We start from the raw sequence: 23,767 nt of genomic DNA on the forward strand, positions 1-23,767 counted from the left end.
GCTCAGATCCTGTCCGGCAGGGAGGCGAGGCGTTGCGCGGCGTCCTGCAGGACCTCGGTCCGCTTGCAGAACGCGAAGCGCAGCAGCGAGCGGGTCCGCTCGGCGCCGTCGGGGTGGCAGAAGACCGGCACCGGGATGGCGGCCACGCCGATCAGCCCGGGCATCCGGCGGGCCAGGTCGAGTGCGTCGGTGATACCCAGCGGTGCCGTGTCCACGTTGACGAAGTAGGTGCCCTGCGGCGTGAAGACATCGAAGCCGGCCTGCCGCAATCCGTCGCTGAGCAGGTCCCGCTTGGCCTTCAGGCCGGCGGCGATCCCGCCGTAGAACGAGTCCGGCAGCCCCAGCCCCGCCGCCACCGCATCCTGGAACGGTGCGCCCGAGCTGTACGTGAGGAATTGCTTGACCGTGCGGACGGCTGCTACGAGGTCCGCCGGGCCGGAGAGCCAGCCGACCTTCCAACCGGTGAACGAAAACGTCTTGCCGGCCGACGAAATGGTGAGCGTCCGCTCGGCGGCTCCCGGCAGGGTGGCGATGGGGATGTGCGGTGCATCGAAGGTCAGATGCTCGTAGACCTCGTCGGTGACGATCAGCGCGTCGTAGCGCTCAGCCAGCTCGACGATGCGCAACAGGGCCTCGCGGGAGAAAACGCTGCCCATCGGATTGTGCGGGTTGTTGACCAGGACGATGCGGGTGCGCTCCGAAAAGGCCGCTTCGAGTGAGTCGAGGTCCGGCTGGAAATCGGGGGCGAGGAGCGGGGCCGTGGTGTGCCGGGCTCCGGCCAGGCCAATGATCGCCCCGTACGCGTCATAGAAGGGCTCGAACGTCAGCACGTCGTCGCCCGGTCCGCTCAGGGCCAACAACGTCGCTGCCAGCGCCTCGGTCGCTCCGGTCGTGACGATGATCTCGGTTTCCGGGTCCGGTGACAGGCCGTAGAACCGCTGCTGGTGGGCGGCAACGGCGCTGCGCAGGGTGAGTGTTCCCTTGCCCGGAGCATACTGGTTGGCTCCGGCGCGGATGGCGTCGATGGCGGCGGCGGCGATTTCCGCCGGGCCGTCCTCGTCGGGAAACCCCTGCCCCAGATTGATGGCGCCGGTCCGCGCGGCGAGGGTCGTCATTTCCTCGAAAATGGTGAGGCCGAGGCCGCCGTCGTCGCCGAGGAGGTTCGATCCGGCCGCGGTCCGCTGCCACGGCGCCGGAACGCCGGCCCGCCGGCCGTGAACGAGTTGCCGCATAGCTGTGCTCATGACTCCCAGTATTACCACCGAAGCGTGGTGCACCGCCCGCCCGGATCGACTAGATTCGACTCTATGCGCCGTGCCGTCTGCCCAGGATCCTATGACCCGCTCCACAAAGGCCACGTGGAAATCATTGCCCGTGCCGCCAGCATGTACGACGAGGTCATCGTCGCCGTCTCGACAAACTATGCCAAGAAATACCGCTTCAGCCTGGACGAGCGGCTGACCATGGCCCGCGAGACGCTCTCCTACCTCCGCGGCGTAAGCGTTGAAGCGATGGGTGAAGGCCTGCTGGCCGAATACTGCCGCAGCCACGGCGCCGGCGTCATCGTCAAGGGCCTGCGCTCGTCGCAGGACTACCACTACGAGCTGCCGATGGCCCACATGAACCGGCATCTGGCCGGCATCGAGACGGTTTTCCTCGCCGCGGAGAGCAGCTACACGCACCTGTCGTCGACCTTGATCAAGGAGATTGCCTCGCTGGGCGGGGATATCTCGGAGTTCGTGCCGAAGGCCGTGCTCGCCGGTTTCCGCGCCGCGGAGCAGCTCCGATAGCCCGGCCCGGATCGCTTCCGGCGGTTGCGGCGGAGCCCGCGTTTGCTAACGTTTGACCATGCCTCAAGCTCAATCCGTACGAAAAGCCGTTCTGCCCGCCGCCGGGCTGGGGACCAGGTTCCTGCCGGCCACCAAGGCCATGCCGAAGGAAATGCTGCCCGTCGTCGACAAGCCGGCCATCCAATATGTCGTCGAAGAAGCGACGCGCGCCGGCCTGGACGACGTGCTGATGATCACCGGGCGCAACAAGCGTTCCCTGGAGGACCACTTCGACCGGGTCCCGTTTATCGAGCAAACCCTGGAGGACAAGGGCGACGCCGACAAGCTGGCCGCGGTCCGGGAATCTTCCCAGCTGGCCGACATTCACTACCTGCGCCAGGGCGACCCCAAGGGGCTCGGCCACGCCGTTCTCTGCGCCAGGCAGCATGTGGGCAACGAGCCCTTCGCCGTCTTGCTGGGCGATGACCTGATCGACGAGCGCGACGAACTGCTCACGGAGATGATCGCGGTCCAGCAGGCGACCGGCGGCTCCGTCATTGCCCTGATGGAGGTCGATCCGGAAGCGATCAGCGCCTACGGGTGCGCGGACATCAGGCGCATCGACGGCGCGGCGCACGTGAAGGTGAACGGCTTGGTGGAGAAGCCCGACGCCGCCGAGGCGCCGTCGAACCTGGCCGTGATCGGACGTTATGTCCTGCACCCCGCGGTCTTCGACGTCCTGGAGGAGACCCCGCCGGGCCGCGGCGGAGAAATACAGCTGACGGACGCGCTGCAGGTGCTGGCCGGCTCCGAGGAGGCCGGCGGCGGTGTTTATGCCGTGGTCTTCAAGGGGCGCCGCTACGACACCGGCGACAAGCTCAGCTATCTCAAGGCCGTCGTCTCCCTGGCCACGGAGCGCGAGGACCTGGGACCTGAGCTGCGTTCCTGGATCGTCGACCTGGCATCACAGATCCAGGCCGAGAGGCCGTTGGAGCCCGCCGGACGGGACTGACACCCCCGCAGCGCCGCCGGTTTGGGCCCGCGGGAGATCCGGGCTAAGATGATACGTCGGTCGTATGTTCTTTAGGAGTTCTCAGTACTGTGGTCTTGAACCATGATCAAAGTTCGGCCTTGACCCTTGCGGTCAAGGACCTCGGGCGCAGCCCGGGCACCATGCGGACTCTTGAAGAACGTATCGCTGCGCCGAAGGATTTCGGGGCAGCACTCATTGGCGTTCAGGAAGGCTCCGACATGGAGCTGGACCTGAAGCTTGAGGCCGTGCACGAGGGAATCCTGGTTTCCGGCACCGTTTCCGTGGCTGTCACGGGCGAGTGCGGGCGTTGCCTGGATCCCATCGCGTACGACCTCGACGTCAATGTGCAGGAACTCTTCTACTACGAGGAAGCTGAACTCCTCGAGGAAGAAGAACAGGACGAACAGCGGCGGGTTGAGCGCGATCTGATCGATCTCGAACCGGCGCTGCGGGACGCAGTGGTGACCGCCCTGCCGTTCCAGCCGGTGTGCCGGGAAGACTGCCAAGGCTTGTGCCCGGAATGCGGGATGCGCCTTGAAGAGGATCCGGGTCACCACCATGAGGTCGTGGATCCTCGCTGGGCAGCCCTTGCCGGGTTGGCCGGTACGGCCGCCGATGAGGCGCCCGAAAGTAAAGAGTCAGACGAGAGAGAAGAGAGTTAGCCGTGGCTGTTCCCAAGCGGAAGATGTCCCGCTCGAATACGCGCGCACGCCGGTCCCAGTGGAAGGCCACTGCGCCCAACCTGGTCAAGACCGTTGAGAACGGCCGTGTCACCTACAGCCTGCCGCACCAGGCCAAGGTTGTCACCGACTCGGCAGGCACCGCGCTGTTCCTTGAGTACAAGGGCCGCAAGGTAGCCGACGCGTAACAACGTCCGGCATGCCTTCAACTGAAGAGCTTTTGGAGCGTCTCGGCGTTGATATCGACGCCGAGACGCTCCGTCTTGCTTTAACCCACCGTTCCTACGCCTACGAGCACGGCGGACTGCCGACCAACGAGCGCCTGGAATTCCTCGGCGACTCGATCCTGGGCTTTTCCGTGACCGACGCGCTGTACCGGGACAACCCGGACCTGCCCGAGGGCGAACTGGCCAAGCGGCGCTCCGCCGTCGTCTCCACCCGGGCGCTGGCCGGCATCGCGCGCAGCCTGGACGTCGGCCGGCATGTGCTGCTCGGGCAGGGCGAAAAGCTCACCAACGGGGCCGACAAGTCCTCCATCCTGGCCGACACGATGGAGGCCCTCTTCGGCGCCGCCTACCTGTGCCAGGGCATCGAAACGGCGCGCCAGCTGGTGATGCGCCTCGTCGGGCCGCTCCTGGCGGACGCCGACGCCCTGGGCGCGGGCACAGACTGGAAGACCAGCATCCAGGAGCTGGCCGCCGCCCGGAAGATGGGCACCGTGACCTACCGGGTGGACGGATCGGGCCCGGACCACGCCCGGACCTTCGTGGCCACGCTGCTGATCGGCACCACCGAATACGGCCGCGGCACCGGACATTCCAAGAAGGAAGCCGAGCAGGAAGCGGCCGCCACCACGTGGCGGGCGCTGCGTGCCTCGCTGCCCGTATCGGTGACGGAGACCGCCGACTCCGATGCCTGAACTGCCTGAGGTGGAGGTTGTCCGCCGCGGGCTCGCCCAGTGGGTCCGCGGGCGGACGATCACCGGAGTGGACGTCCTGGACGAGCGTTCCATCCGGCGCCACGCCCTCGGAGCCGACGACCTGCGCGGCAACCTCATCGGCGCCCACGTGGCCGACGTCGTCCGGCGCGGGAAATTCCTCTGGATGCCGCTGCTGGAGACCACGCCGGACCCTTCGCCGCACCCGGGCGCCGTTAATGCCGTGCCCGACGAGCCCAAACTCGCCCTGATGGCGCACCTCGGCATGAGCGGCCAGCTGCTGGTCGAAGACAGCGGGCAGCCCGACGAGAAGCACCTGAAGGTCCGGTTGACGCTCAGTCCGGCCGGCGGACCCGACGGCCCGCCGATGCCGGCCGAGCTGCGGTTCGTGGACCAGCGGATATTCGGCGGCATGTTCCTGGCCGACCTGATGCCCACTCCCGACGGCCATGCCGGCGGGATGTCCGAGACCGGCCTGCCGCTGATCCCGGTCGAGGCCTCCCACATCGCCCGCGACCCGCTCGACCCCGCCTTCTCCTTCGAGGCGTTCTACCAGCGCCTGCGTGCCCGCAAGACCGGCATTAAGCGCGCCATTCTGGACCAGGCCTTGGTCTCCGGCATCGGCAACATCTATGCCGACGAAGCCCTGTGGGCCGCGAAGCTGCACTACGCCCGCCCGACCGACACCCTGCGCCGCAAGGAAGCGGAGCGGCTGCTCAGCGCGTGCCGGGACGTCATGAGCAGGGCGCTCGAGGCCGGCGGCACCAGCTTCGATTCCCTCTACGTGAACGTCAACGGCGCCTCCGGATACTTCGAACGGTCGCTGAACGCCTACGGCCGGGAGGGCGGGTCCTGCCACCGCTGCAGCGCCCTGGGTCTGTCCACGAAGATTCGCCGGGACACCTTCATGAACCGGTCGTCCTACACCTGCCCGGCCTGCCAGCCGAGGCCCCGGAACGGCCGCTGGTAACGGGCTACCGTCCCAGCTCCGCCAGCACCGCGTCCGTGTAATCGCGCCACGCGTCGGCGGCCCAGGGCCCGAAGTCGCGGTCGGTGAGCGCGATGCAGGCGGCGCCGGCCTCCGGATCCACCCAGAGGAAGGTGCCGGACTGGCCGAAGTGTCCGAACGTTTTCGGCGAGCTCTTGCTGCCGGTCCAGTGCGGCTCCTTGTGGCCGCGGATCTCGAAACCCAGGCCCCAGTCGTTGTTCTGCTGGCGGCCGAACCCCGGCAGCACACCCGCCAGCCCCGGGTAGGCCACCTGCGTCGCCTCCTGGACCGTGGCGGCGGCCAGCAGCGACGGCCGCTGCAGTTCCGCTGCGAAACGGGACAGGTCGGCGGACGTGGAGGTCGCCCCGGCCGCGGGGGAGCCGTCCAGGCTGGTGTCCTTCATGCCGAGGGGAACGAGCACGCCCTCGCGCAGGTAGTCCGCGAAGGCCATGCCCGCCGCGGCCTCAAGCGTCTCGCCGAGCACCTCGAAGCCGGCGTTGGAGTAGAGCCGCCGGTCGCCGGGGGAGAACCGCACGGTGCGGTCGCCGAAGTCGTAGCCGGCGCTGTGCGCCAGCAGGTGGCGGACGGTGGCGCCCTCGGGGCCCGCCGCCTGGTCCAGTTCCAGCGCGCCTTCCTCGACGGCCAGCAGCACCGCATAGGCGCTGAGCAGCTTGGTCACGGACGCCAGCGGGAAGCGCCGCTGCTGGTCGCCATGGGAGGCAACGACGGCGCCGTCGGCCGCGACGACGGCGGTGGCCGCGTTGTCCACCGGCCAGGAATCGATCAGCTTCACGCTTTCCAATGCTTGCTCCTACCTCGTCGTTCCGCCGTAATGGGCTGCCAACCGTCGCAGCCCTTCTTCAATGCTGACCTCGGGCACCCAGTCCAGCACCTCGCGGGTGCGGCGCTGGTCGAACCAGTGCGCGGTCGACAGCTGCTCGGCGAGGAAGCGCGTCATGGGCGGTTCGTCGCGGACCAGCCCGCGGGCTCCGGCGGCCGTCCAGGCCCGTTCGATAACCGAGCCGGCGCCGCGGGCCAGCCAGCCGGGAACCGACCAAGCGGGCGCCATCACGCCGGCGGCCCGGCAAATGCCGGCGATCAGTTCGCCGACCGGCCGGGGCTGGCCGTTGGTGACCACCAGGGCCTGGCCGTGCGCCTGGTCCATCCGTTCGAGCGCACGGACAATGGCTGCCGCGGCGTTGTCGATATAGGTGGTGTCGATCAGCGCGGCGCCGTTGTCCAGCAGCGGCAGCCGGCCGGCCCTGGCCCGCGCAATGACGCGTTCCACCAGCTGGGTGTCGCCGGGGCCCCAGACGATGTGGGGGCGCACGGCCGCGACCCGGAAGCCGGGGGAGTCCGCGGCCAGCGCGAGCAGCTCGGCGGCGGCCTTGGACCGGGCGTAGTTGCCGCGGGCCCTTTCCGGGTCCGCCGTCCCCGCGCCGGCGCCGGCGATGGCCTCGCCGACATGGGCGACCGAGGGGGAGGACACGAACACCACGTCGCGCACGCCCGCCGACCTCGCCGCGTCCAGCAGGGTCCGCGTGCCGTCGATGTTGGTGGCCACGAACTCGCTCCACGGGCCGGTGAACGAAACTTTCGCCGCCAGATGGATCACGGCGTCGACCCCCTCGACGGCCCGGGCGACGGCGTCGGCGTCCGTCAGCGAGCCGAGGACGGTCCCCACGGCGGAGCCCACGCCGGCGGCGGGGCGGCGCTGGAAGGTGCGCACGCCGTGGCCCTCCGCCAGCAGCAGCCGGGCCACGGCCGCGCCGAGCATCCCGCTGGCACCCGTGACGAGGACGGTCCGGGTCTCGGCGGCGCTCACGGTGCGGTGATCCGTCCGCCGGCCAGCGCCTTGCCGGCCCACACGGCCAGCCCGGCGCGGTCGATCTTGGAGTTGTGCCGGATGTCGGTGGGCAGCTCGGGCAGCACCAGGACGGCGGCCAGCTCCAGACCCGTGGCGCGGGCGACGGCGGTGCGCACCTCGGCGCCGAGGGCGTACGGCGCGGTGTCCGGCTTCGAGGACGGCGGCACGGTCTCCAGCACCGCGACCGGGACCTGGGCGCCCGCGGGACCGACGCCGACGACGGCGGCCAGCCGGACGCCGTCGTGCGTTTCCGCGGCCTGCTCGGCGGCCACCGGGGTGGCGACGCCGTTCGCCGTCGTGATGATGTGCGCCAGCCGGCCCTCGACCCACAGGCGCCCGTGGGCGTCGAGATGGCCCACATCGCCGGTGCGGTGCCAGCCGGGCACGGACGCGCTGTGCCGTTGCGTGATCCAGAGCCGGTCGTACCGGTCCTTGACGTGCGGGGCGCTCACGAGGATCTCCCCGGTGACGTTGGGGTCGGTTGTCGGCAGTTCCGCCACGCTGCCGTCCGGGGCCACCGCAGCGATGGCCACCGTGGCCCCCGCCACCGGGGTGCCGACGCAGACGCCGTTCCCGAAACCGGCCGCGCGGATTTCCGCCAGGCTGATGTCCGTCACCGGCAGCGCTTCGGTCATGCCGTAGGGGGTGTGCAGCTGGGCGGACGGCATCAGCGACTGCATCTTGGCCAGCAGCGGCTCGGGGATCGGCGCGCCGGCCGAGAGCAGCAGCTTCACGTCGGCCAGGGCCACCCGGTGTTCGTCCGTGAGGCCGTCGGCGGTGGCGAGCACGTTCGCGAGGGCGGCCGGCGAGGCGAAGACGGCGGTGGCGCTGACCGCCGCGGCAGCATCGGCCAGGGCCGCGGCGGTGAGCGTCTTGGGCGCGGTGACGTCCATGTCCGGGGTCACCGAGGTGGCCCCCAGCGCCGGGCCCAGCAGGGCGAACGGCGCGAAGCCGGCCACCAGCGAGGTGCCGGCTTCCAGCCCGTAGGTCTCCTTGAGGGTGTCCCGCATGGCGGCCAGCCGGCGGTGCGTATAGACGACGCCCTTGGCCGGCCCGGTGGAGCCGGAGGTGAAGAGGATGGCGGCGTCGTCGTCGGGCTTGGGGGCGGTGCGCCCGGCGCGGCCGCCGCCCGGGCCAGCCGCAGCAGCGGCGGCGGATTCGAGCAGTTCGGGCACCGTGTGGGCGACCCCGTAGAGCCGGCGCTTGGCCCCGCCCATTTCGGTCACGCTGATCCGCTCGCCCGGCCAGTCGAACAGCCGCGCGGCCGCGAAGGCGCGTTCGATGCCGATGATGAACCGGGGGCCGGCCCCCTTGATCGCACGGCTCAGGCCGGCGGGCCCCAGCCCGGCGTCCGCCACCACGACGACGGCGCCGAGCCTCAGGCAGGCGTAGATCAGGCTGGTCAGTTCGATGCCCGGCGGAACCAGCAGGTTGACGCGGTCGCCTGCTTTCACGCCGATCCCGGCCAGGCCGTCGGCGAGCAGGTCCACCTGGCCGGCGAGCTCGGCCCAGGACAGCGTCCGCTGTCCTGCCGCCGCGGCGCCCAGCGGGGCCATGTCGACGACGGCGGGGGAGTCGTCGGTCCGGCGTTCGTCCAGTTCGGCGAGCATGGAGCGGAAGGGGGCCGCAACCCGGGGCCCTTGGGCGGCGGCCGCGTGCCCGCCGCCGGCCACGGCGGCGTCGAGCCAGGTGAACACGGGGCCGGCGATGTCGCGGTCTTCGGGGAGCAGGTGTCCGGCGCCTTCGAAGCGGTGGACGTCGGCCTGCGGCAGCCGGTCCAGCAGGTCGCGCAGGTAGCGGTCGGAGAACACCGGATCCCTGGGGCCCCACAGGATCAGCGCCGGAACGTCCAGGCTGCGGATGCCCTCGGCCACCCCGTTCAGCGCGTCCCAGCTGGGCGCGGCCTCGTCGGCCGGGATGTCGGCCACGAAGTTGCCCACCCCGGTGCGGCGGGCCGGGTGCCGGTACGGGGCCATGAACGCGGCCCTGACGTCCTTCGCCAACGGAGGATGCGCCAAGGCGTGCGTGACGCGCAGGAAGGCGGCCGACGTCGTCGTTCCCCAGCGATGCACGGCGGGGTGCAGCGCCAGTTTGAGCGGGGCGGGCAGCCCGAACCCGGCGGGGTGGACGGCGGTGTTGGTCAGGACGACGCCGGCGAGCTGGTCGCGGTGCCGGGTGGCCCAGCCCAGCGAGATCACGCCGCCCCAGTCGTGTCCGACGGTGACGACGGGGCCGGTGATGCCCAGTTCTGCGGTCAGGTCGCCCAGGTCGGTGATCCGGTCCTCGAGCCTGCGGAAGCTGCCGGTGCGTTCGGAGAAGCCCATGTCCAGCTGGTCGACGGCGACCACGCGCCACGGGGCCGCGGCGTCACCGGCGGCGGCCAGCAGGCTGCGCCACAGGTAGGACCAGGTGGGGTTGCCGTGCACGCACAGCAGGGTGCCGGCTGGTTCCATGCCGCGTTCGGCCAACTGCGGGCCGTTGTCCAGGAGGTGCCAGGTGTGGGCGCTGCCGGCCTGGTCTACGGCGGCGGTGGAGCGAACGCGGACGCGGCGGGACCAGGCCGGGTCGACGCCGGGCCAGAGGGGGGTGTCTACCACGCAATCTCCATCATGGTGGTGTTCAATCCGGAGCCCACGCCCATGCAGAGCACGCGGTCGCCGGTGCCCAGGGTCTGGGCCTCCTGGGCGAGGGTCATCGGCAGCGAGGCCGGCCCCACGTTGCCCCACTTCGGGAAGGTGATCGGCACACGCTCGCGGACCAGGTTGACGGCCTTGATGATCGCGTTGGTATACGAGGTGGAGACCTGGTGCGTGACGTACCGGTCCATGGCGGTCCAGTTCCAGCCGTCGCGGTGGGCCTCGTGCCAGGCGTTGACCACCAGTTCCAGCCCGTTCTCCAGCAGGCCCTTGGTGTCCGTGAACATGCCGGCGGGCCCGCCGACGCACAGCTCGTGGTGTTCGGTGCCCGCGCGGGAGACGCCGCCGAGGATCCGGTGCGAGCCGGGGTGGGCGTCGGCGGGGCCGATCACGGCCGCGGCGGCCCCGGACCCCAGGGTCAGCGTGGCGAATTCGCGCAGGTAGTCGGCGCGGGTGGAATCCGGGTGGTTCAGCCGCTCGAAGGTGGTTTCCTGGGTCGGCTGCGCGTCCTCGCCGGCGACGATCAGCGCGTACTTGATCTGCCCGGCATCGATCATGTTGGCGGCCAGCGTTATTCCGTTGACGAAGCCCAGGCAGGCGTTGGCCAGGTCGAAGTTGATGGCCGACGACGGCAGCCCCAGCCCGTGGTGGATCTTCACCGCGACGGACGGCTCAAGGTTCTTGCGGGTGACGGAGGTGTTGATCAGCAGGCCGATCTGGCCCGGCTCCACGCCGGCCTCGGCGAGGGCCTTGGCGCCGGCTTCGATGGCGGCGTCGTCGAATGATGAACCGGGCGACCACCAGCGGCGTTCGGTCACGCCGGCAACACGTTCCAGCAGCTTCCGGGAGAGCTTCAGGCGCTTCAGGCTGGGTGCCAGCCGGTCGTCGAAGTCGGCGGAAGTGACGGCTACCGGGGCCTCCACGCTCGAGACGGCCAGCAGCGCCGTGTTGTCATGTCGAAACGTCGCGTTACCGATCAATATCCAGCCTTTATTCGTCTTCGGGGACGTTCACCTGTACACGGAGAATCCCCCATTGGTACCCGAACTCTTAACTATGCACCCCGAACCAGCGTTCCGCACATGCAGAGAATGGCATGCGTGTGTGGTCATTGTCTCTCCGGCTGCCTTTGCCCGTGCCTCGGATCGCCTTGCAGACGTTACTCGGGGGCCCCGGAGCGTGATTCGAGGGGGCGTTCGGATCCACCTGGATGCGGGCTGGAATCTTTTGGAATTCCCTTGTTGTTTAAGCGGCGGTCCGCCAGAAAGAGCACCCCTGCAAGTGTGCAGGCGACGGCGGGCCAATAGCTGTAGCGGTAGTCGGCTGCCGGCACAATGGGGAAGTATCCCACCAGGTAGAGGAGCGCCGACCAGCCCAGGGCCGCGACCTGCGGCCGCAGGTGCCGTGCCTTGGGGAGGGCCACGATCAGCGCTATCGAGGCGGCGAGCCAAAACCAGGCCTTAAAAAACCAGGGAAAAGTCTTCAGGCCGAACTCAACCACGTAGTCGTAGAGGATGTTGTCCGCCTTCGACGGCTCCACGCGGTACTCAGCGGGGACAACCTCCGCGCCGGTACCGACGAATTCCAGCTTGCTGGTGAAGAGGAACCGGGCGTACGTCTCGGCGCGGTAGTACAGGTAGCGGGCCGGATGCGTCACCACTTCATCAATCCACAGGTCCCGGACCTCCGACTGATAAGCGATCGGTTCAAAGGATTTGCCGGTTGCCCCGCGGCCGTAGCACTTCCAATAGGCATCCCAAATAGCTTCTTCGGCCCGGCATTTTTCGCGGGCGGCAAGCAGTTTGTCTTCCAGTTCCTGGGGAATATCCGCGGCCCTTATCTCTTCGGCGGGCACGGTGAAGATGATGTCGTCGAGGAAGACTTGGGATAGCTGGCCGGTGGGTTTGGGCTGGAATGCGGCGTTGAACGCCCCGCCCGTGCCCAGTATCAACACCAGGAACGTCGCGGCGGCCATGACATATCCGCCCCGCACGCGTCGCCGGCTGGCTGTCAGCCGCCTGCGCCGCTTGGGGGATGCGTTCCGCCAGGCCCGGTAGAGGAGGAAGACGAGGGGAAGGATCGCAAAGAACGCGTTTTTCCGGACCATCGCTCCGTACAGCAGGAACAACAGCGACAGGGCGAGCAACGGATACCGGAGCCTCGGGAAGCGCTCGGCGAGCAGGATGAGGACGGTGCCGCTGAAGAACGCGATCATCATGTGCACGTCCTTCCACAACACGCCCAGAAACGTGATGGTGAACGGCAGCAACGGAATCGCGAGGGCGAGCGAGGACATGAGCCGGCTGCGGGTGAGATCGTGAAGATAGACGGCCAAGAGCAGCGCGGCACTAAACGTCACCGCGACCTGCACCAGCACCAGCGAGCCGACGTCGCCGGTCAGTCTGTACAACCCTGTCCAGCCGACGGTCATGACGGCGGGGTGCCAGTCGTCCAGCGGAATCAGGCCGAGAACCTGCTTGAGCTGATGGGAGGAATCATTCGTCATCCGCCCGGGGTGGTTCGCCACCCACAGAAAAGCCGTGGCCAGGAAAGCGGAGGCGCCCAAGACTGTAAGCCACCAGTAGTCCGCCGCAGTCCAAGCGGTGCGCACACCCCTCGGGCCGCCGGCCCGGGCACGGGGGGAACGTGCCGATGAATCGCTCACGTGTTCGTCCCGTCCAGACGGGCGTGGGCCGGGTCCGCCCACGCCCCGCCTGCATCCTGCCGGTGCTGCGGCGGCTCCAGGCGCAGGTATGCCAGGCGCGCTGCTTCATGCCGTCCCCGCTTTAGGCCGTCGAGGATGATGCCGATACAACCCACCAGTACAGCCAGGCCCATCACGGCAGCAGCCAGGATCGCCGTCGGGAAGCGGGGCACCAGGCCGGTCTCGAAAAACTCGACGATCACGGGCACCCCCAACCCCAGCGAAGCCAGTGCCAGCACCGCGGCGATGATGCCGTGGAAGAGGGCCGGCCGTTCATGCCGGACGAGCTCGAAGATGAGGGACAGGATTTTGAAGCCGTCCGAATAGGTATTGAGCTTGCTTTCGCTCCCCTCGGGCCGTTGGCGGAATCCGACCTCGACCTCGGCCTGCGGCAGCCGCAGTGACGTGACGTGCACCGTGAATTCGGTCTCGATTTCGAATTCCTTGGACACGGCGGGGAATGACTTAACGAAGCGGCGCGAAAAGACGCGATATCCCGACAACATGTCCGAAACCTGGGATCGGAAGAGGACGCTGACGACCCGGTTGAACATCCGGTTCCCCATGGCGTGCCCCGGGCGGTACGACCCGGTTTCCGACGTGTCGGCACGAACGCCGAGCACATGATCGTAGGGTCCGTCCAACAGGGCGTCGATCAGGCGTGGCAGGTCCGCTGCCTCGTACGTGTCGTCGCCGTCGATCGTGACGTAGATATCGGCGTCAATATCGGCAAACGCCCGCCGGATGACGTTGCCCTTGCCCTTGCGCGTTTCCGTCCGGACGATGGCGCCGGCGGCCCGCGCCAGCTCGGCGGTCCGGTCGGAACTGTTGTTGTCGTAGACATAGACCGTTATCCCCGGGACGGCGAGCTCCAGATCCCGGATGACGGTGGCGACTGTCTGTTCTTCGTTGTGGCAGGGGACAATGGCGGCAATGCGCTGCCCTGGATGACGGGCTGGATCTGACACTGGCGAAAGCACTCCTCACCGGGACGTGGACTGGCCTTCAGGGTAGTTCTCCGTGGCCCTTACACAAGGTTGCCACCCCGCCCGCCGGGATGCGCGCACCTGCACACGCCGGCCGCTCCACACGTTTGTCCACCGCGACAAGCCCGTCGTGCCCGTGTATTCGCGGCGGGCACGGTAGATTGAGGCAAGGAAAACGTCCGCCGCGGGAGACACAACGTGCATCTTAAATCTCTGACTGTGAGGGGCTTTAAGTCTTTTGCGTCGGCGACGACCTTCGACTTCGAGCCCGGCGTCACCGCCGTGGTCGGTCCGAACGGGTCGGGAAAGTCCAACGTGGTGGACGCCCTCGCCTGGGTGATGGGGGAGCAGGGCGCCAAGACGCTGCGCGGCGGCAAGATGGAGGACGTCATCTTCGCCGGCACGGCGGGCCGCCCGCCGCTGGGCCGGGCGCACGTGTCGCTGACCATCGACAATGCCGACGGCGCCCTGCCGATCGAATACTCCGAAGTCACCATCTCCCGCACCCTGTTCCGCACGGGCGGCTCCGAATACGCCATCAACGGCAGCAGCTGCCGGCTGCTGGACATCCAGGAACTGCTCTCGGACTCCGGGCTGGGCCGGGAGATGCACGTGATCGTCGGCCAGGGCCAGCTGGACAAGGTGCTGCACGCGACGCCGGAGGACCGCCGGGGCTTCGTGGAGGAAGCCGCCGGCATTCTCAAGCACCGGCGCCGCAAGGAAAAAACGGTGCGGAAGCTGGAGTCCATGCAGGCCAACCTGCAGCGGCTGACCGACCTCACCGGCGAGATCCGCCGGCAGCTGACGCCGCTGGGCAAGCAGGCCGAGGTGGCCCGCCGGGCCCAGCAGGTCCAGTTCGAGGTCCGCGATGCCCGGGCCCGGCTGCTCGCCGACGAGCTGGTGGAGCTGAGCACCTCCCTGGCCCAGGAAGTGGCGGACGAGGCCGCGCTGAAGACCCGGCAGGCCGAGGTGGAGAAGACCCTGGAGTCCGGGCGCCGGCGCCTGGCCGAGCTGGAGCGGCTGGCGGCCGAAGCCACCCCGGAGCTCAACGCCGCGCGCGAGCGCTGGTACCAGCTCTCGTCCACCCGCGAACGCTTCCGCGCCCTCGCCGGCCTGGCCAATGAACGACGGCGGCTGCTCGGCTCCGCGGACCGGGAACCGGAGGGCGGGCGGGACCCGGAGGTTTTGGAACAGCAGGCGGCCGAGGTCCGCGAGGAGCAGGCCGAGCTGGAGTTCGAGCTCGAGGACCGCCGGGCCGCCCTCGACGACGCGATCGAAGGCCGCGCCGCCGCCGAACGGGCTGCCGAGGACGAGGAAAAGCGGCTGACCGGCATCCTGCGCGCCGCCGCGGACCGGCGCGAGGGACTGGCCAGGCTGGCCGGCCAGGTGGGGGCAGCCAGGTCCCGGGTGGAGTCCGCCGAGGCCGAGCTGGGCCGGCTCCGCGCCTCGATCGGCGAGGGCGAGGAACGCCGGCGCCAGGCGCAGGCCGAATTCGCCGCGCTGGAGTCGCAGGTGGCCGGGGTGGAACAGGGCGAAGAGGGCCTGGACGCCGCGTACGAGGAGGCCAGCGACGAACTGGCAGAGATCGAGGCGGAGCTGGAGCAGCTGCGGGCCGACGAACGCGAGGCCGAACGCGAACGCGACGCCCTCGCCGCGCGCAAGGAGGCGCTGGAAGTCGGGCTGAACCGGCGGGACGGCAGTGAGCTGCTGCTGGCCTCCGGAACCGAGGGCGTGCTGGCCCCGCTGGCGGACCTGATCACGGTGGAGCCCGGCTATGAGGCGGCGATTGCGGCAGCCTTGGGGCCGCTGGCCGAAGCCGTCGCCGTCGCGGACCCCGAGGCCGCCGTCCGGGCGCTGGAACTGATGAAAGCCGACGACGCCGGCCAGGTGGACCTCCTCATCGCCGGCGCCCCGGTGCCGGCGGGCGGAAGCGCCGGCGGCAGGGCGGAACTCCCGGACGGGGCGATCCCCGCGGCCGGCCTGGTCCAGGCCAAGCGGGGCGTCGAAGGAACGGTGCGCACGCTGCTGGGCTCCGCCGTCGTCGTGGCGGACCTCCCGATGGCGGCAGGGGTCATCGCGGCCGACCCGGCGCTGACCGCCGTCACCCGGGACGGGGATATTTTTACCGCCTGCTCGGCGCGCGGCGGGTCCGCCGGCGGCCCCAGCCTGCTGGAGGTCCAGGCAGCGGTGGACGAGACCATGCACAGGCTCGAAGCCGCCACGGCCCGGGCCGAGCGGGCCAAGTTCGCGATCGCCGGCGCCACCTCGCGCCGCGACGAGGCCAGGCTGCGGGCAGAGGCCGCCCTTGAGCAGCTGCACGAGTCCGACGCCCGGCTGGCCGCGGTCGCCGAACGCCTGGGGCAGCTGGGCTCGGCGCTGCGCTCCGCCACCGGGGAGAGCGAACGGCTGGCCAAACTGGTGCAGGCCGCCGAGGCCAACATCGTCACCGAACAGCAGAAGCTGGCCGACGTCACCGTGCGGCTGGCCGCGGCACAGGCCGCCGAGGATGCCCCGGCCGACGCCGAACCGTCCACCGAACAGCGGGACGCGCTCGCCGCGGCGGCCGCCCGGGCACGCCAGGTGGAAATGGAGGCGCGGCTGGCGCTGCGCTCGGGCGAGGAACAGCTGACGGCCATCGGCAACCGGGCGGCCTCGCTGGAACGGGCCGCCGCCACGGAACGGCACGCCCGGGCGCAGGCCGCCGAGCGCGCCCGCAAGCGCCGGCTCCAGGCCGCCAAGGCCGCCGCCGTCGCACAGGGCGCCCGTGAGGCACTGGCCTGGCTGGACGTCTCGGTGGACCTCGCCGAACGGGAACGGGACGAGGCCGAGGAGGTGCGCGCGGCGTGGGAGGCGGAGCTGTCCACGGTCCGCTCGTCGACCGACGCGCTCGCCGCCGAACTGCGCGAACTGACGGACACGGTGCACCGCGACGAGCTGGCCCGGGCCCAGCAGCGGCTGAAGATCGAGGCCCTGCAGACCCGGTCCATCGAAGAGCTGGGCCTGACCCCCGACCACCTGATCGCCGAATACGGGCCGGACCAGCCGGTGCCGGTCGCCACCGCGGCGTCGAACGACAAGTGGGCCGCCCTGCGGGCGCCGGTGGACGAGGACGGCAACGCCGTCGCCGAGGGTGTCCCGTTCGTGCGCGAGGAGCAACAGAAGCGGCTCAAGAAAGCGGAGCGCGACCTGGCCGCGCTGGGCAAGGTCAACCCGCTGGCGCTCGAGGAGTTCGCGGCGCTGGAGGAACGCCACCAGTTCCTGAGCACCCAGCTGGAGGACCTCAAGGCCACGCGCAAGGACCTGCTGGAGATCATCAAGGAAGTCGACGAGCGGGTGGAACAGGTCTTCACCGAGGCCTACCGCGACACCGCCGTGCAGTTCGAGCGCGTGTTCGGCCGGCTTTTCCCGGGCGGCGAGGGCCGGCTGGTGCTGACCGACCCGGAGGACATGCTCACCACGGGCATCGACGTGGAAGCCCGGCCCGCCGGCAAGAAAATCAAGCGCCTGTCCCTGCTCTCCGGCGGCGAGCGCTCGCTGACCGCGGTGGCCCTGCTGGTGGCGATCTTCAAGGCCCGGCCGTCCCCGTTCTATGTGATGGACGAGGTGGAAGCGGCGCTGGACGACACCAACCTGGGCCGGCTGATCACCATTTTCGAGGAGCTGCGCGAATCCAGCCAGCTGATCGTCATCACCCACCAGAAGCGCACCATGGAAGTGGCCGACGCGCTGTACGGTGTAACGATGCGCGGCGACGGCGTGACCACCGTCATCTCGCAGCGGCTGGAACACGCAAAGGCCCTGGTCGACTGAGCAGAAAGGCAGGCGAATTGGCGGGAATACCGGGCGAGACAGCCCAGTTGCTGACCATCGACGGATGCGAGGTCCGTATCCGGACCGTCGGCTCCGGGCCCACGGACTTCGTGCTGGTACACGGCATCGGCGTCTCCGGACGTTACTTCGAACCCCTCGCGGCTGAACTGACCCGGCACGGAACGGTACATCTGGTCGATCTGCCCGGCCACGGCGGAACCGCCAAACCCGACCGGGCACTTTCGCTGGTGGACTTCGCCGGGCTGGTCGACGCGGCCATGGGCCGGCTGGACATCGGCCCCGCCGTGCTGGTGGGCCACTCGATGGGCTGCCAGATCGTCGTCGAGATGGCGCTGCACCACCCGCACACCGCCGCCGCGCTGGTGCTGCTGGCGCCGACGGCGAACCGCCGCGAGCGCACGGCCTGGCAGCACGGCCTCCGGCTGCTCCAGGACGGGTTCCGGGAACCGCTGACCGTGGACATGATCGAGGCCACCGACTACCTGCGCTGCGGGCCGCGCTGGTTCCTGAAGACACTGCCGGCCATGCTCGACCAAAAGCTGGAGCAGCGGATCGCCGGGGTGCAGGTGCCGGTGCGCATCGTCCGCGGCGACCGGGACCCGATCGTGCCGCTGGACTGGTGCCGCGAACTGGCCGCTGCCTGCCCGGGCACGATCGTGGACAGCATCCCGGGCGAGGCGCACGTCTTGATGTTCCGTTCACCCGGCCCGGTGGCCCGCCTGTGCCTGGCCACGGCCGGCTTCGACGATGCTGCCGTCATAGACCGGCAATGAACCGTCTGCTCCCGGCACTGCGGCTGGGCCGGGCCTGGCTGCTGGACTACGCCTACATCGGCCGCCGGCAGGTCCGCGGACTCTTCGACCGGACCGGCCCGGCGCGGTACCGGGAGGCCGGAACCCGCGCGGCGGACCCCGTCGTCGTACTTCCGGGCATCTACGAGTCCTGGAAGTTCATGCGCCCGCTGATCGAGCACGTCCACGGGCGCGGGCATCCGGTGCACGTGATCGAGCCGCTGGGCTTCAACGTGGGCAGCGTCGAACGGATGGCCGGGCTGGTCGCCGACTACCTGCGCGGGCAGGACCTGGACAACGTGACCATCATCGCGCACAGCAAGGGCGGACTGATCGGCAAATACGTGATGACGGGCGCGGAGTCCGGGGCGCGGGTGAAGCGCATGGTGGCGATCGGAACGCCGTTTTCCGGCTCCCGCTACGCGTCCTTCGCGGTGACGCCGATGGTCCGGGCGTTCGCGCCGAACAACCGCGTCCTGCGGCGGCTGCTGGCCAACCTGGCTGTCAACCACCGGATTGTGTCCGTCTACAGCGCCTTCGACCCGCACATTCCCGGCGGCTGCCGGATCGAGGGCGCAACCAACATCCGGCTCGAGACCAGCGGGCACTTCACGATCATTGCCGAGGACCGCGTCCGGGACATCATCGACCGGGTGTTGGACGGCGCGACGCCGGAATAACCGGCCCGATGCAAGCTGCGGCGCCTAGTCGCCAGCGGAGGGCGGAGCGGTGACGACGGAAGCCTTGATATACGGCTTCCGATCCCATGGGGCAAGAACCGCGTCGTCCGGGCCGGTGCCGGTTTCGTCGTCCAGATACGGAAGATTGAGGACCGTATGGAGGATCCCGGTGATTCGAATTGGCTCTCCCGGCGACAGGTCGTCGAGGTCGGTGTCGTAAATGATCAGCAGCGGTTCAACGGCGGGGTCCGCCGGGTCTGCGATGGTGAAGGCTTCGGGCGCGACCACTTCTTCCACCGCCCCGGTCACAGTGACCGACTTTCCCTCGAGCGAGTCCAGCGTGTTGACGAAGCCGCGGTCGTAAGGCCCCTCATAGTCCGGCGCGCTGCAGCCGGCCAGTCCCAGGCCCAGCAGTGTGAGCAACGCGACGGCGGCAACGCGGGCTTTGCATGCTGCGGGAGTGGAGGCAGGCACTTCTTCTCTTCCTTTCAGCCCGTCGGCTCCCCGGGCCATCTGTCCGTGCACACCGGTGCTCCGGTGTGCCGGGACTTATCCGGTGCCGGAAGATTGCCGCGGGGACCGGCTCCGAGCCACCCTAACGGGAACCACGGGCGGACCGCTACCGCCCGAGCGCCCATTGTCCGTGCCCCGGTTGGGCGTTAGTGTCGAAACCAGAATCGACCCCTCCCGGGCTGCAGGCAAACGGCCGGGCGAAGCGCAGGTGCGCACGCCCTGGGTCAGGAGGCTGGGAGTGTGGTCGGCTACCGATGCGAGCGGGCAGCCGCCCAGCCGTGACGGCTGCCCCGGGGCAACAAAAAAGGAGGCAACATGGCTGGATCGTTCGAGGGAGGCACGCGATGGGCTCCGTAGTTATTTTCGCTCCCTCGCCCGTGCTCACCGTGACGGTGGAGGACGTCGAGGGCACCGCCGATATCCACCTGCACGCCGGTGGCCAGGGCGTCTGGCAGGCGCGGATGCTGACCGCACTCGGCGCGTCCGTCACGATGTGCGCCGCGTTCTCGGGCGAAGCCGGCGGCGTGATCCGGCATCTGATCGCCGACGAGGGGGTCAAGGTCCTCCCGGTAAAGGGCGAGGGCAGCAGCGCGGCGTACGTCCATGACCGGCGCGGCGGCGACCGGGAGGTCATCGCCGAGAGCCCCGGGGAAAAACTGACGCGGCATGAGCTCGACGAACTTTACGGCCTGACCCTGCAGGCCGGGATCGAGGCGGGCACGGCGATCCTCAGCGGCGCGGTCCGCGAAGACGCCGTACCGCACGACGTCTACCGGAGGCTTGCCGCCGACCTGCGCACCGCCGGCTGCCGGGTGATCACCGACCTCACCGGCGACCGGCTCACCGCCGCGCTCGCCGGAGGCGTAAGCGTGGCCAAAATCGCCGACGACGAACTGACCGAGAGCGGTCGGGCCGCCTCGGACGAACCCGAGGCGATCATCGAGGCGATGCGCGGCATGCACGACGAGGGGGCCGGCACGGTGATTGTCACCCGCGCACACCTTCCATCCCTGATGCTGCACGACGGCGCCCTGAGCGAGATCCGGGTCCCCGAGATGCAGAGCGTGGACACCCACGGGGCGGGAGACTCGCTGACCGCCGGGGTCGCCGCGACCCTGGCCGACGGCGGCACCATCCACGAGGCGGTGGTGCTGGGCACGGCCGCCGGCGCGCTGAACGTGACCCGCCACGGCCTGGGCACCGGCGAAGAGGGCGCCATCCGGAACCTGACCAAGCTGGTGACGGTCTCGCCCTACGACGGCGGCGGGAAGGCAGCAGGACGGCAAATCAGCCCCGACGAGTTGGCGCGGAAGGTTCAAGAACAATGAGCAAGCCGAAGATGGTCCTGATCACCAACGACGACGGCATCGACTCCCCGGGCCTGCACGCCCTGGCGGCGGGAGTCCTGGAGGCCGGCCTGAACGTGACGATCGCGGCGCCGGTTGCGGAAGCCAGCGGCAGCAGCGCGTCCATTACGGCCCGGGAGGACGAGGGCCGCATCCGGATCGAGCGGCGCACATTGAAGGGCCTGGAGTCCGTGCCGGCGTTTGCCGTGCACGGCACGCCGGGCTTCATTGCCATGATCGCGCCGCACGGTGCCTTCGGGGACGGCCCGGACGTGGTGCTCTCCGGCGTGAACCGCGGCGCGAACGTGGGCCGGGTGATCCTGCACTCCGGCACGGTCGGCGCCGCGCTGACCGCGGGCGTGAACGGCGGCCGCGGGATGGCCGTGTCGCTGGACACCGGGCTGGAGCCGGAACAGCTGAACTGGGACACCGCGGCCCGGCTGGCGACCGGGCTGCTGCCGTACCTGATGGACCAGCAGACCGGAACCGTGCTGAACCTCAACGTGCCCAACGTGGACGGCACCCGGCTGCCCGAATACCGGTCCGCGACGCTGGCCGAATTCGGCATCGTGCAGACCACGCTTGCCGAACGCGGCGACGAGGACCTGCGCCTGGCCATCGCGGACAGCCAGGAGGAAGCCCCGCCGGAGAGCGACTTCGCGCTGCTGGCCGCCGGCTTCGCCACGGTCACCGGAATCCAGCCGGTCACCGAGAGCAAGATCCCGGAGCTGTCGGCCACCATGGCCAGGGTGCAATGGTAATAGGGAAAACCCCGTGAGGGAGGCCAGGGTCCTGACCGACCCTGGCCTCCCTTTCATTGGTGCGCCGCCGGCTGCATGTCCGGCCCCTGGTCAGACGAGCTGCCGGGGGATGCTGCGCTGCCAGTTCTGCGAGTAGACGCGGGGGTTGCCGCTTACCTCGTCCAGCTCGTACGCATCCAGCTGCGCGTTCACCACGAAGTCGGTCGGCGTCGACGTCAGCACCGTCCTGGTCTGCACCTCGACCCGCCAATCGCCGCGTTCGTAGCGGCGCACCGTCTGGGTTTCGCCGCGGACGGAGTTCACGTCGTTCCCGCGGGAGGTGTACCACTCATTGGTGACGCGCCGGATGTCGGTGCCCGTTTCGTCGATCCGGAACCGGCCCTGGTCGTTGATGATCTCCACCGTTGATGTGCCGGCCTCCAGGTCGCGGATCGTGCGCCAGTGGTGGTTGCCGGGGTTCAGCAGCGTGGTCTCCAGCTCCGGGGCGGTCTCCGGCTCCGCGAAGGGACGCAGTTCGCCGTCGTCCGCCCGCGGCTTGCGCACCGGAAGGTCGAGGGTGCCGCCGGCGAAGACGGTGACCGTCGCCGGTTCCGGCGACGGCCAGACCAGCGGCCAGTACGACGTCGACACCGAGAGCCGCAGACGGTGCCCGGCCGGGAACGACTGGGCCAGGCCGTTGAGCGGTATCTCGACCCGGTAGCGCTCGCCGGGTTCCAGCGGCTCCGGATGCTCGCTGCCGTCGCGGTGCGTCAGGTTGAGCAGGCCGTAGGTGACCCGCGTTGCCTCGCCGTTCGGTGCGACGTCGGAGAGCCGGACCACCAGCTGGGCGACCGGCTTGTCCGCGGCAACCTCGAAGGCGGCGACGGGGCGGCCGAAGACCTCCACGTCGCCCTCCAGCGGGTCGGTCTCGTAGACGAGCGCGCCGCCGTCCTCCTCGCGCTGGTCGGACGGCAGGTCCGGCAGCGCCGCGTAGGACGCCCACTTGCCGGCGAACATGCCGACGCTCAGCGGCGAAAGCAGGTCGACGCTGCCGCCGGGCTCCACCGGCGAGCCCTCCGGGAACAGCCCGTAGCGGCCCAGCTGCCACCGCTGGTTCTCGATGTTCGGCGACGGCCAGGACGGTTCGGCGACCCAGTGGCCGGGCCTGTCCTCATAGGACGGTTCGGGGGAGACCGCGTCCTGCATCCAGGCCCGGACCATCGGTTCCTCCAACAGGCCGGTGTCCTTGCCCTTCAGCCAGTGGTCCCACCAGCGCACCGTTTCCTGCAGGAACCCGATGGCCGGGCCGGGCACGCCCAGATGCGGGTACTTGTGCCCCCACGGTCCGATCAGTCCCTTGCGCGGTACCTCCAGGTTCTCCATCAGCCGGAAGATGGCGTTGGTGTAGCCGTCGGCCCAGCCGCCGACCGCCATGACCGGGATCTTGATCTGCGAATAGTCTTCGCAGACCGACGCCGGCTTCCAAAAGTCGCCGCGGGTCTGGTGCTCCAGCCAGGTCTCCAGCCAGAGTCCGCTGCCGGAGAGCCGCTCGTGCCACATCTCGCGCCACTTCCCGCCGACGATTTCCGGGTCCGGCGGCAGGCTGTTAAACGCGAACATGACGGTGGCCTCGGAGAGGTTGTCCGCCAGCAGGCAGCCGCCCATGTAGTGCATGTTGTCCACGTACAGGTCGTCGGTGGCCGAGGCGCTGATGATCGCCTTCAGCGCCGGCGGCTGCCGGGCGGCCATCTGCAGGCTGTTGAATCCGCCCCAGGAGATGCCCATCATGCCCACGTTGCCGTCGCACCAGGGCTGGTCCGCCAGCCAGGCGATGACGTCTTCGGCGTCTTCGTGTTCCTGCGGCCGGTATTCGTCCACCAGCACGCCGTCGGAGTCGCCGCTGCCCCGCATGTCCACCCGGACGCTGACGTAGCCGTGGCCGGCCATGTAGGGGTGGTTCAGCTGGTCGCGGCCGCGCGAGTTGTCCCGCTTGCGGTAGGGGATGTACTCGAGGATGGCCGGCACCGGCCGATCCTCGGCATCGGTCGGCATCCAGATCCGCGCGGCCAGCCGGGCGCCGTCGCGCATGGGAATGAAGACATTTTCGATCGAACGGACGTCGTGCGGAAAGCTTTCAACAATGTTCATGCAGTGCTCATTGCTCCTTTCTGCCGCCGCCGCGGCGGCGGTTGGTGATCGCCTGCAGGGCGGCCGCGGGGGCAAGCCGCACGGGCTCCCACGACCCGGGGACCCGGGGAGACTCGCA

At 69.6% G+C, this 23,767-nt stretch carries 20 protein-coding genes; 11 read left to right on the forward strand and 9 right to left on the reverse strand.

Annotated elements, in window-relative coordinates; all coding sequences use genetic code 11:
- Positions 1 to 2: 2 nt before the first annotated feature.
- Complete coding sequence (locus AC5RW2_RS06205; protein ID WP_494049798.1) at positions 3 to 1,244, reverse strand: aminotransferase class I/II-fold pyridoxal phosphate-dependent enzyme; 1,242 nt, start codon at positions 1,242 to 1,244, stop codon at positions 3 to 5.
- A 63-nt stretch (positions 1,245 to 1,307) separates the two neighbouring features.
- Here AC5RW2_RS06205 and coaD point away from each other — a divergent pair, with 63 nt between their 5' ends.
- The 6 genes from coaD (at position 1,308) to mutM (ending at position 5,389) form a co-directional block, all read left to right on the forward strand.
- Complete coding sequence (gene coaD, locus AC5RW2_RS06210; RefSeq protein ID WP_494073782.1) at positions 1,308 to 1,790, forward strand: pantetheine-phosphate adenylyltransferase; 483 nt, start codon at positions 1,308 to 1,310, stop codon at positions 1,788 to 1,790.
- A 58-nt stretch (positions 1,791 to 1,848) separates the two neighbouring features.
- On the forward strand, positions 1,849 to 2,781 hold the full coding sequence (gene galU / locus AC5RW2_RS06215) for a UTP--glucose-1-phosphate uridylyltransferase GalU (RefSeq protein ID WP_494073783.1): 933 nt from the start codon (positions 1,849 to 1,851) through the stop codon (positions 2,779 to 2,781).
- 119 nt (positions 2,782 to 2,900) lie between these two features.
- Complete coding sequence (locus AC5RW2_RS06220; RefSeq protein WP_494012331.1) at positions 2,901 to 3,464, forward strand: YceD family protein; 564 nt, start codon at positions 2,901 to 2,903, stop codon at positions 3,462 to 3,464.
- A gap of 2 nt (positions 3,465 to 3,466) precedes the next feature.
- Positions 3,467 to 3,670 (forward strand): 50S ribosomal protein L32, encoded by a 204-nt coding sequence (gene rpmF, locus AC5RW2_RS06225; RefSeq protein WP_127511582.1) that lies wholly within the window; start codon positions 3,467 to 3,469, stop codon positions 3,668 to 3,670.
- A gap of 11 nt (positions 3,671 to 3,681) precedes the next feature.
- Entirely contained in the window at positions 3,682 to 4,401 is a 720-nt protein-coding gene (gene rnc, locus AC5RW2_RS06230) for a ribonuclease III (RefSeq protein WP_493999996.1), read from the forward strand.
- Positions 4,394 to 5,389: a bifunctional DNA-formamidopyrimidine glycosylase/DNA-(apurinic or apyrimidinic site) lyase gene (gene mutM / locus AC5RW2_RS06235; protein WP_494073784.1), complete on the forward strand. Its 996-nt coding sequence runs from the start codon at positions 4,394 to 4,396 to the stop codon at positions 5,387 to 5,389. The genes rnc and mutM overlap by 8 nt, the downstream gene beginning before the upstream one ends.
- Positions 5,390 to 5,393: 4 nt before the next feature.
- On the opposite strand, the gene AC5RW2_RS06240 is transcribed toward mutM, so the two are convergent.
- The 6 genes from AC5RW2_RS06240 to AC5RW2_RS06265 all read right to left on the reverse strand — a co-directional run bounded on the left by AC5RW2_RS06240 (position 5,394) and on the right by AC5RW2_RS06265 (position 13,582).
- The gene (locus AC5RW2_RS06240) at positions 5,394 to 6,209 is read right to left on the reverse strand and encodes a serine hydrolase domain-containing protein (RefSeq protein WP_494073785.1); all 816 of its coding nucleotides are present in this window, start codon (positions 6,207 to 6,209) and stop codon (positions 5,394 to 5,396) included.
- Between the two features lie 9 nt (positions 6,210 to 6,218).
- Positions 6,219 to 7,184, reverse strand: a complete 966-nt coding sequence (locus tag AC5RW2_RS06245; RefSeq protein WP_494073886.1) for an NAD-dependent epimerase/dehydratase family protein — start codon at positions 7,182 to 7,184, stop codon at positions 6,219 to 6,221.
- Between the two features lie 44 nt (positions 7,185 to 7,228).
- Positions 7,229 to 9,871 (reverse strand): alpha/beta fold hydrolase, encoded by a 2,643-nt coding sequence (locus tag AC5RW2_RS06250; protein ID WP_494073786.1) that lies wholly within the window; start codon positions 9,869 to 9,871, stop codon positions 7,229 to 7,231.
- Positions 9,865 to 10,890 carry a 3-oxoacyl-ACP synthase III gene (locus tag AC5RW2_RS06255; RefSeq protein WP_494073787.1) on the reverse strand — a complete coding sequence of 342 codons (1,026 nt, stop codon included), beginning with the start codon at positions 10,888 to 10,890 and terminating at the stop codon, positions 9,865 to 9,867. The genes AC5RW2_RS06250 and AC5RW2_RS06255 overlap by 7 nt, the downstream gene beginning before the upstream one ends.
- Positions 10,891 to 11,069: 179 nt before the next feature.
- The gene (locus AC5RW2_RS06260; protein ID WP_494073788.1) at positions 11,070 to 12,575 is read right to left on the reverse strand and encodes a hypothetical protein; all 1,506 of its coding nucleotides are present in this window, start codon (positions 12,573 to 12,575) and stop codon (positions 11,070 to 11,072) included.
- Positions 12,572 to 13,582 (reverse strand): glycosyltransferase, encoded by a 1,011-nt coding sequence (locus AC5RW2_RS06265; protein WP_493999989.1) that lies wholly within the window; start codon positions 13,580 to 13,582, stop codon positions 12,572 to 12,574. The genes AC5RW2_RS06260 and AC5RW2_RS06265 overlap by 4 nt, the downstream gene beginning before the upstream one ends.
- Positions 13,583 to 13,798: 216 nt before the next feature.
- On the opposite strand from AC5RW2_RS06265, the gene smc reads away from it, so the two are divergent.
- Genes smc through AC5RW2_RS06280 form a run of 3 tightly spaced genes read left to right on the forward strand, consistent with a single transcriptional unit; the run spans position 13,799 to position 18,902 of the window.
- The gene (gene smc, locus AC5RW2_RS06270; protein ID WP_494073789.1) at positions 13,799 to 17,410 is read left to right on the forward strand and encodes a chromosome segregation protein SMC; all 3,612 of its coding nucleotides are present in this window, start codon (positions 13,799 to 13,801) and stop codon (positions 17,408 to 17,410) included.
- A gap of 17 nt (positions 17,411 to 17,427) precedes the next feature.
- Positions 17,428 to 18,204: an alpha/beta fold hydrolase gene (locus AC5RW2_RS06275; protein WP_494073790.1), complete on the forward strand. Its 777-nt coding sequence runs from the start codon at positions 17,428 to 17,430 to the stop codon at positions 18,202 to 18,204.
- On the forward strand, positions 18,201 to 18,902 hold the full coding sequence (locus tag AC5RW2_RS06280; protein WP_494073791.1) for an esterase/lipase family protein: 702 nt from the start codon (positions 18,201 to 18,203) through the stop codon (positions 18,900 to 18,902). The genes AC5RW2_RS06275 and AC5RW2_RS06280 overlap by 4 nt, the downstream gene beginning before the upstream one ends.
- Positions 18,903 to 18,926: 24 nt before the next feature.
- Here the strand turns inward: AC5RW2_RS06280 and AC5RW2_RS06285 are convergent, their stop codons facing one another.
- Positions 18,927 to 19,376: a hypothetical protein gene (locus tag AC5RW2_RS06285; protein ID WP_493999985.1), complete on the reverse strand. Its 450-nt coding sequence runs from the start codon at positions 19,374 to 19,376 to the stop codon at positions 18,927 to 18,929.
- A gap of 383 nt (positions 19,377 to 19,759) precedes the next feature.
- Here AC5RW2_RS06285 and AC5RW2_RS06290 point away from each other — a divergent pair, with 383 nt between their 5' ends.
- Together AC5RW2_RS06290 and surE are read left to right on the forward strand one after the other, a co-directional pair.
- Positions 19,760 to 20,743 (forward strand): PfkB family carbohydrate kinase, encoded by a 984-nt coding sequence (locus tag AC5RW2_RS06290; RefSeq protein WP_493999984.1) that lies wholly within the window; start codon positions 19,760 to 19,762, stop codon positions 20,741 to 20,743.
- Complete coding sequence (surE, locus tag AC5RW2_RS06295; RefSeq protein ID WP_493999983.1) at positions 20,740 to 21,522, forward strand: 5'/3'-nucleotidase SurE; 783 nt, start codon at positions 20,740 to 20,742, stop codon at positions 21,520 to 21,522. Before AC5RW2_RS06290 ends, surE begins: the two co-directional genes overlap by 4 nt.
- Positions 21,523 to 21,612: 90 nt before the next feature.
- Here the strand turns inward: surE and AC5RW2_RS06300 are convergent, their stop codons facing one another.
- On the reverse strand, positions 21,613 to 23,649 hold the full coding sequence (locus AC5RW2_RS06300; protein ID WP_494073792.1) for a CocE/NonD family hydrolase: 2,037 nt from the start codon (positions 23,647 to 23,649) through the stop codon (positions 21,613 to 21,615).
- Positions 23,650 to 23,767: the final 118 nt, after the last annotated feature.

The organism is Arthrobacter sp. B0316-1-20 (assembly GCF_059091865.1).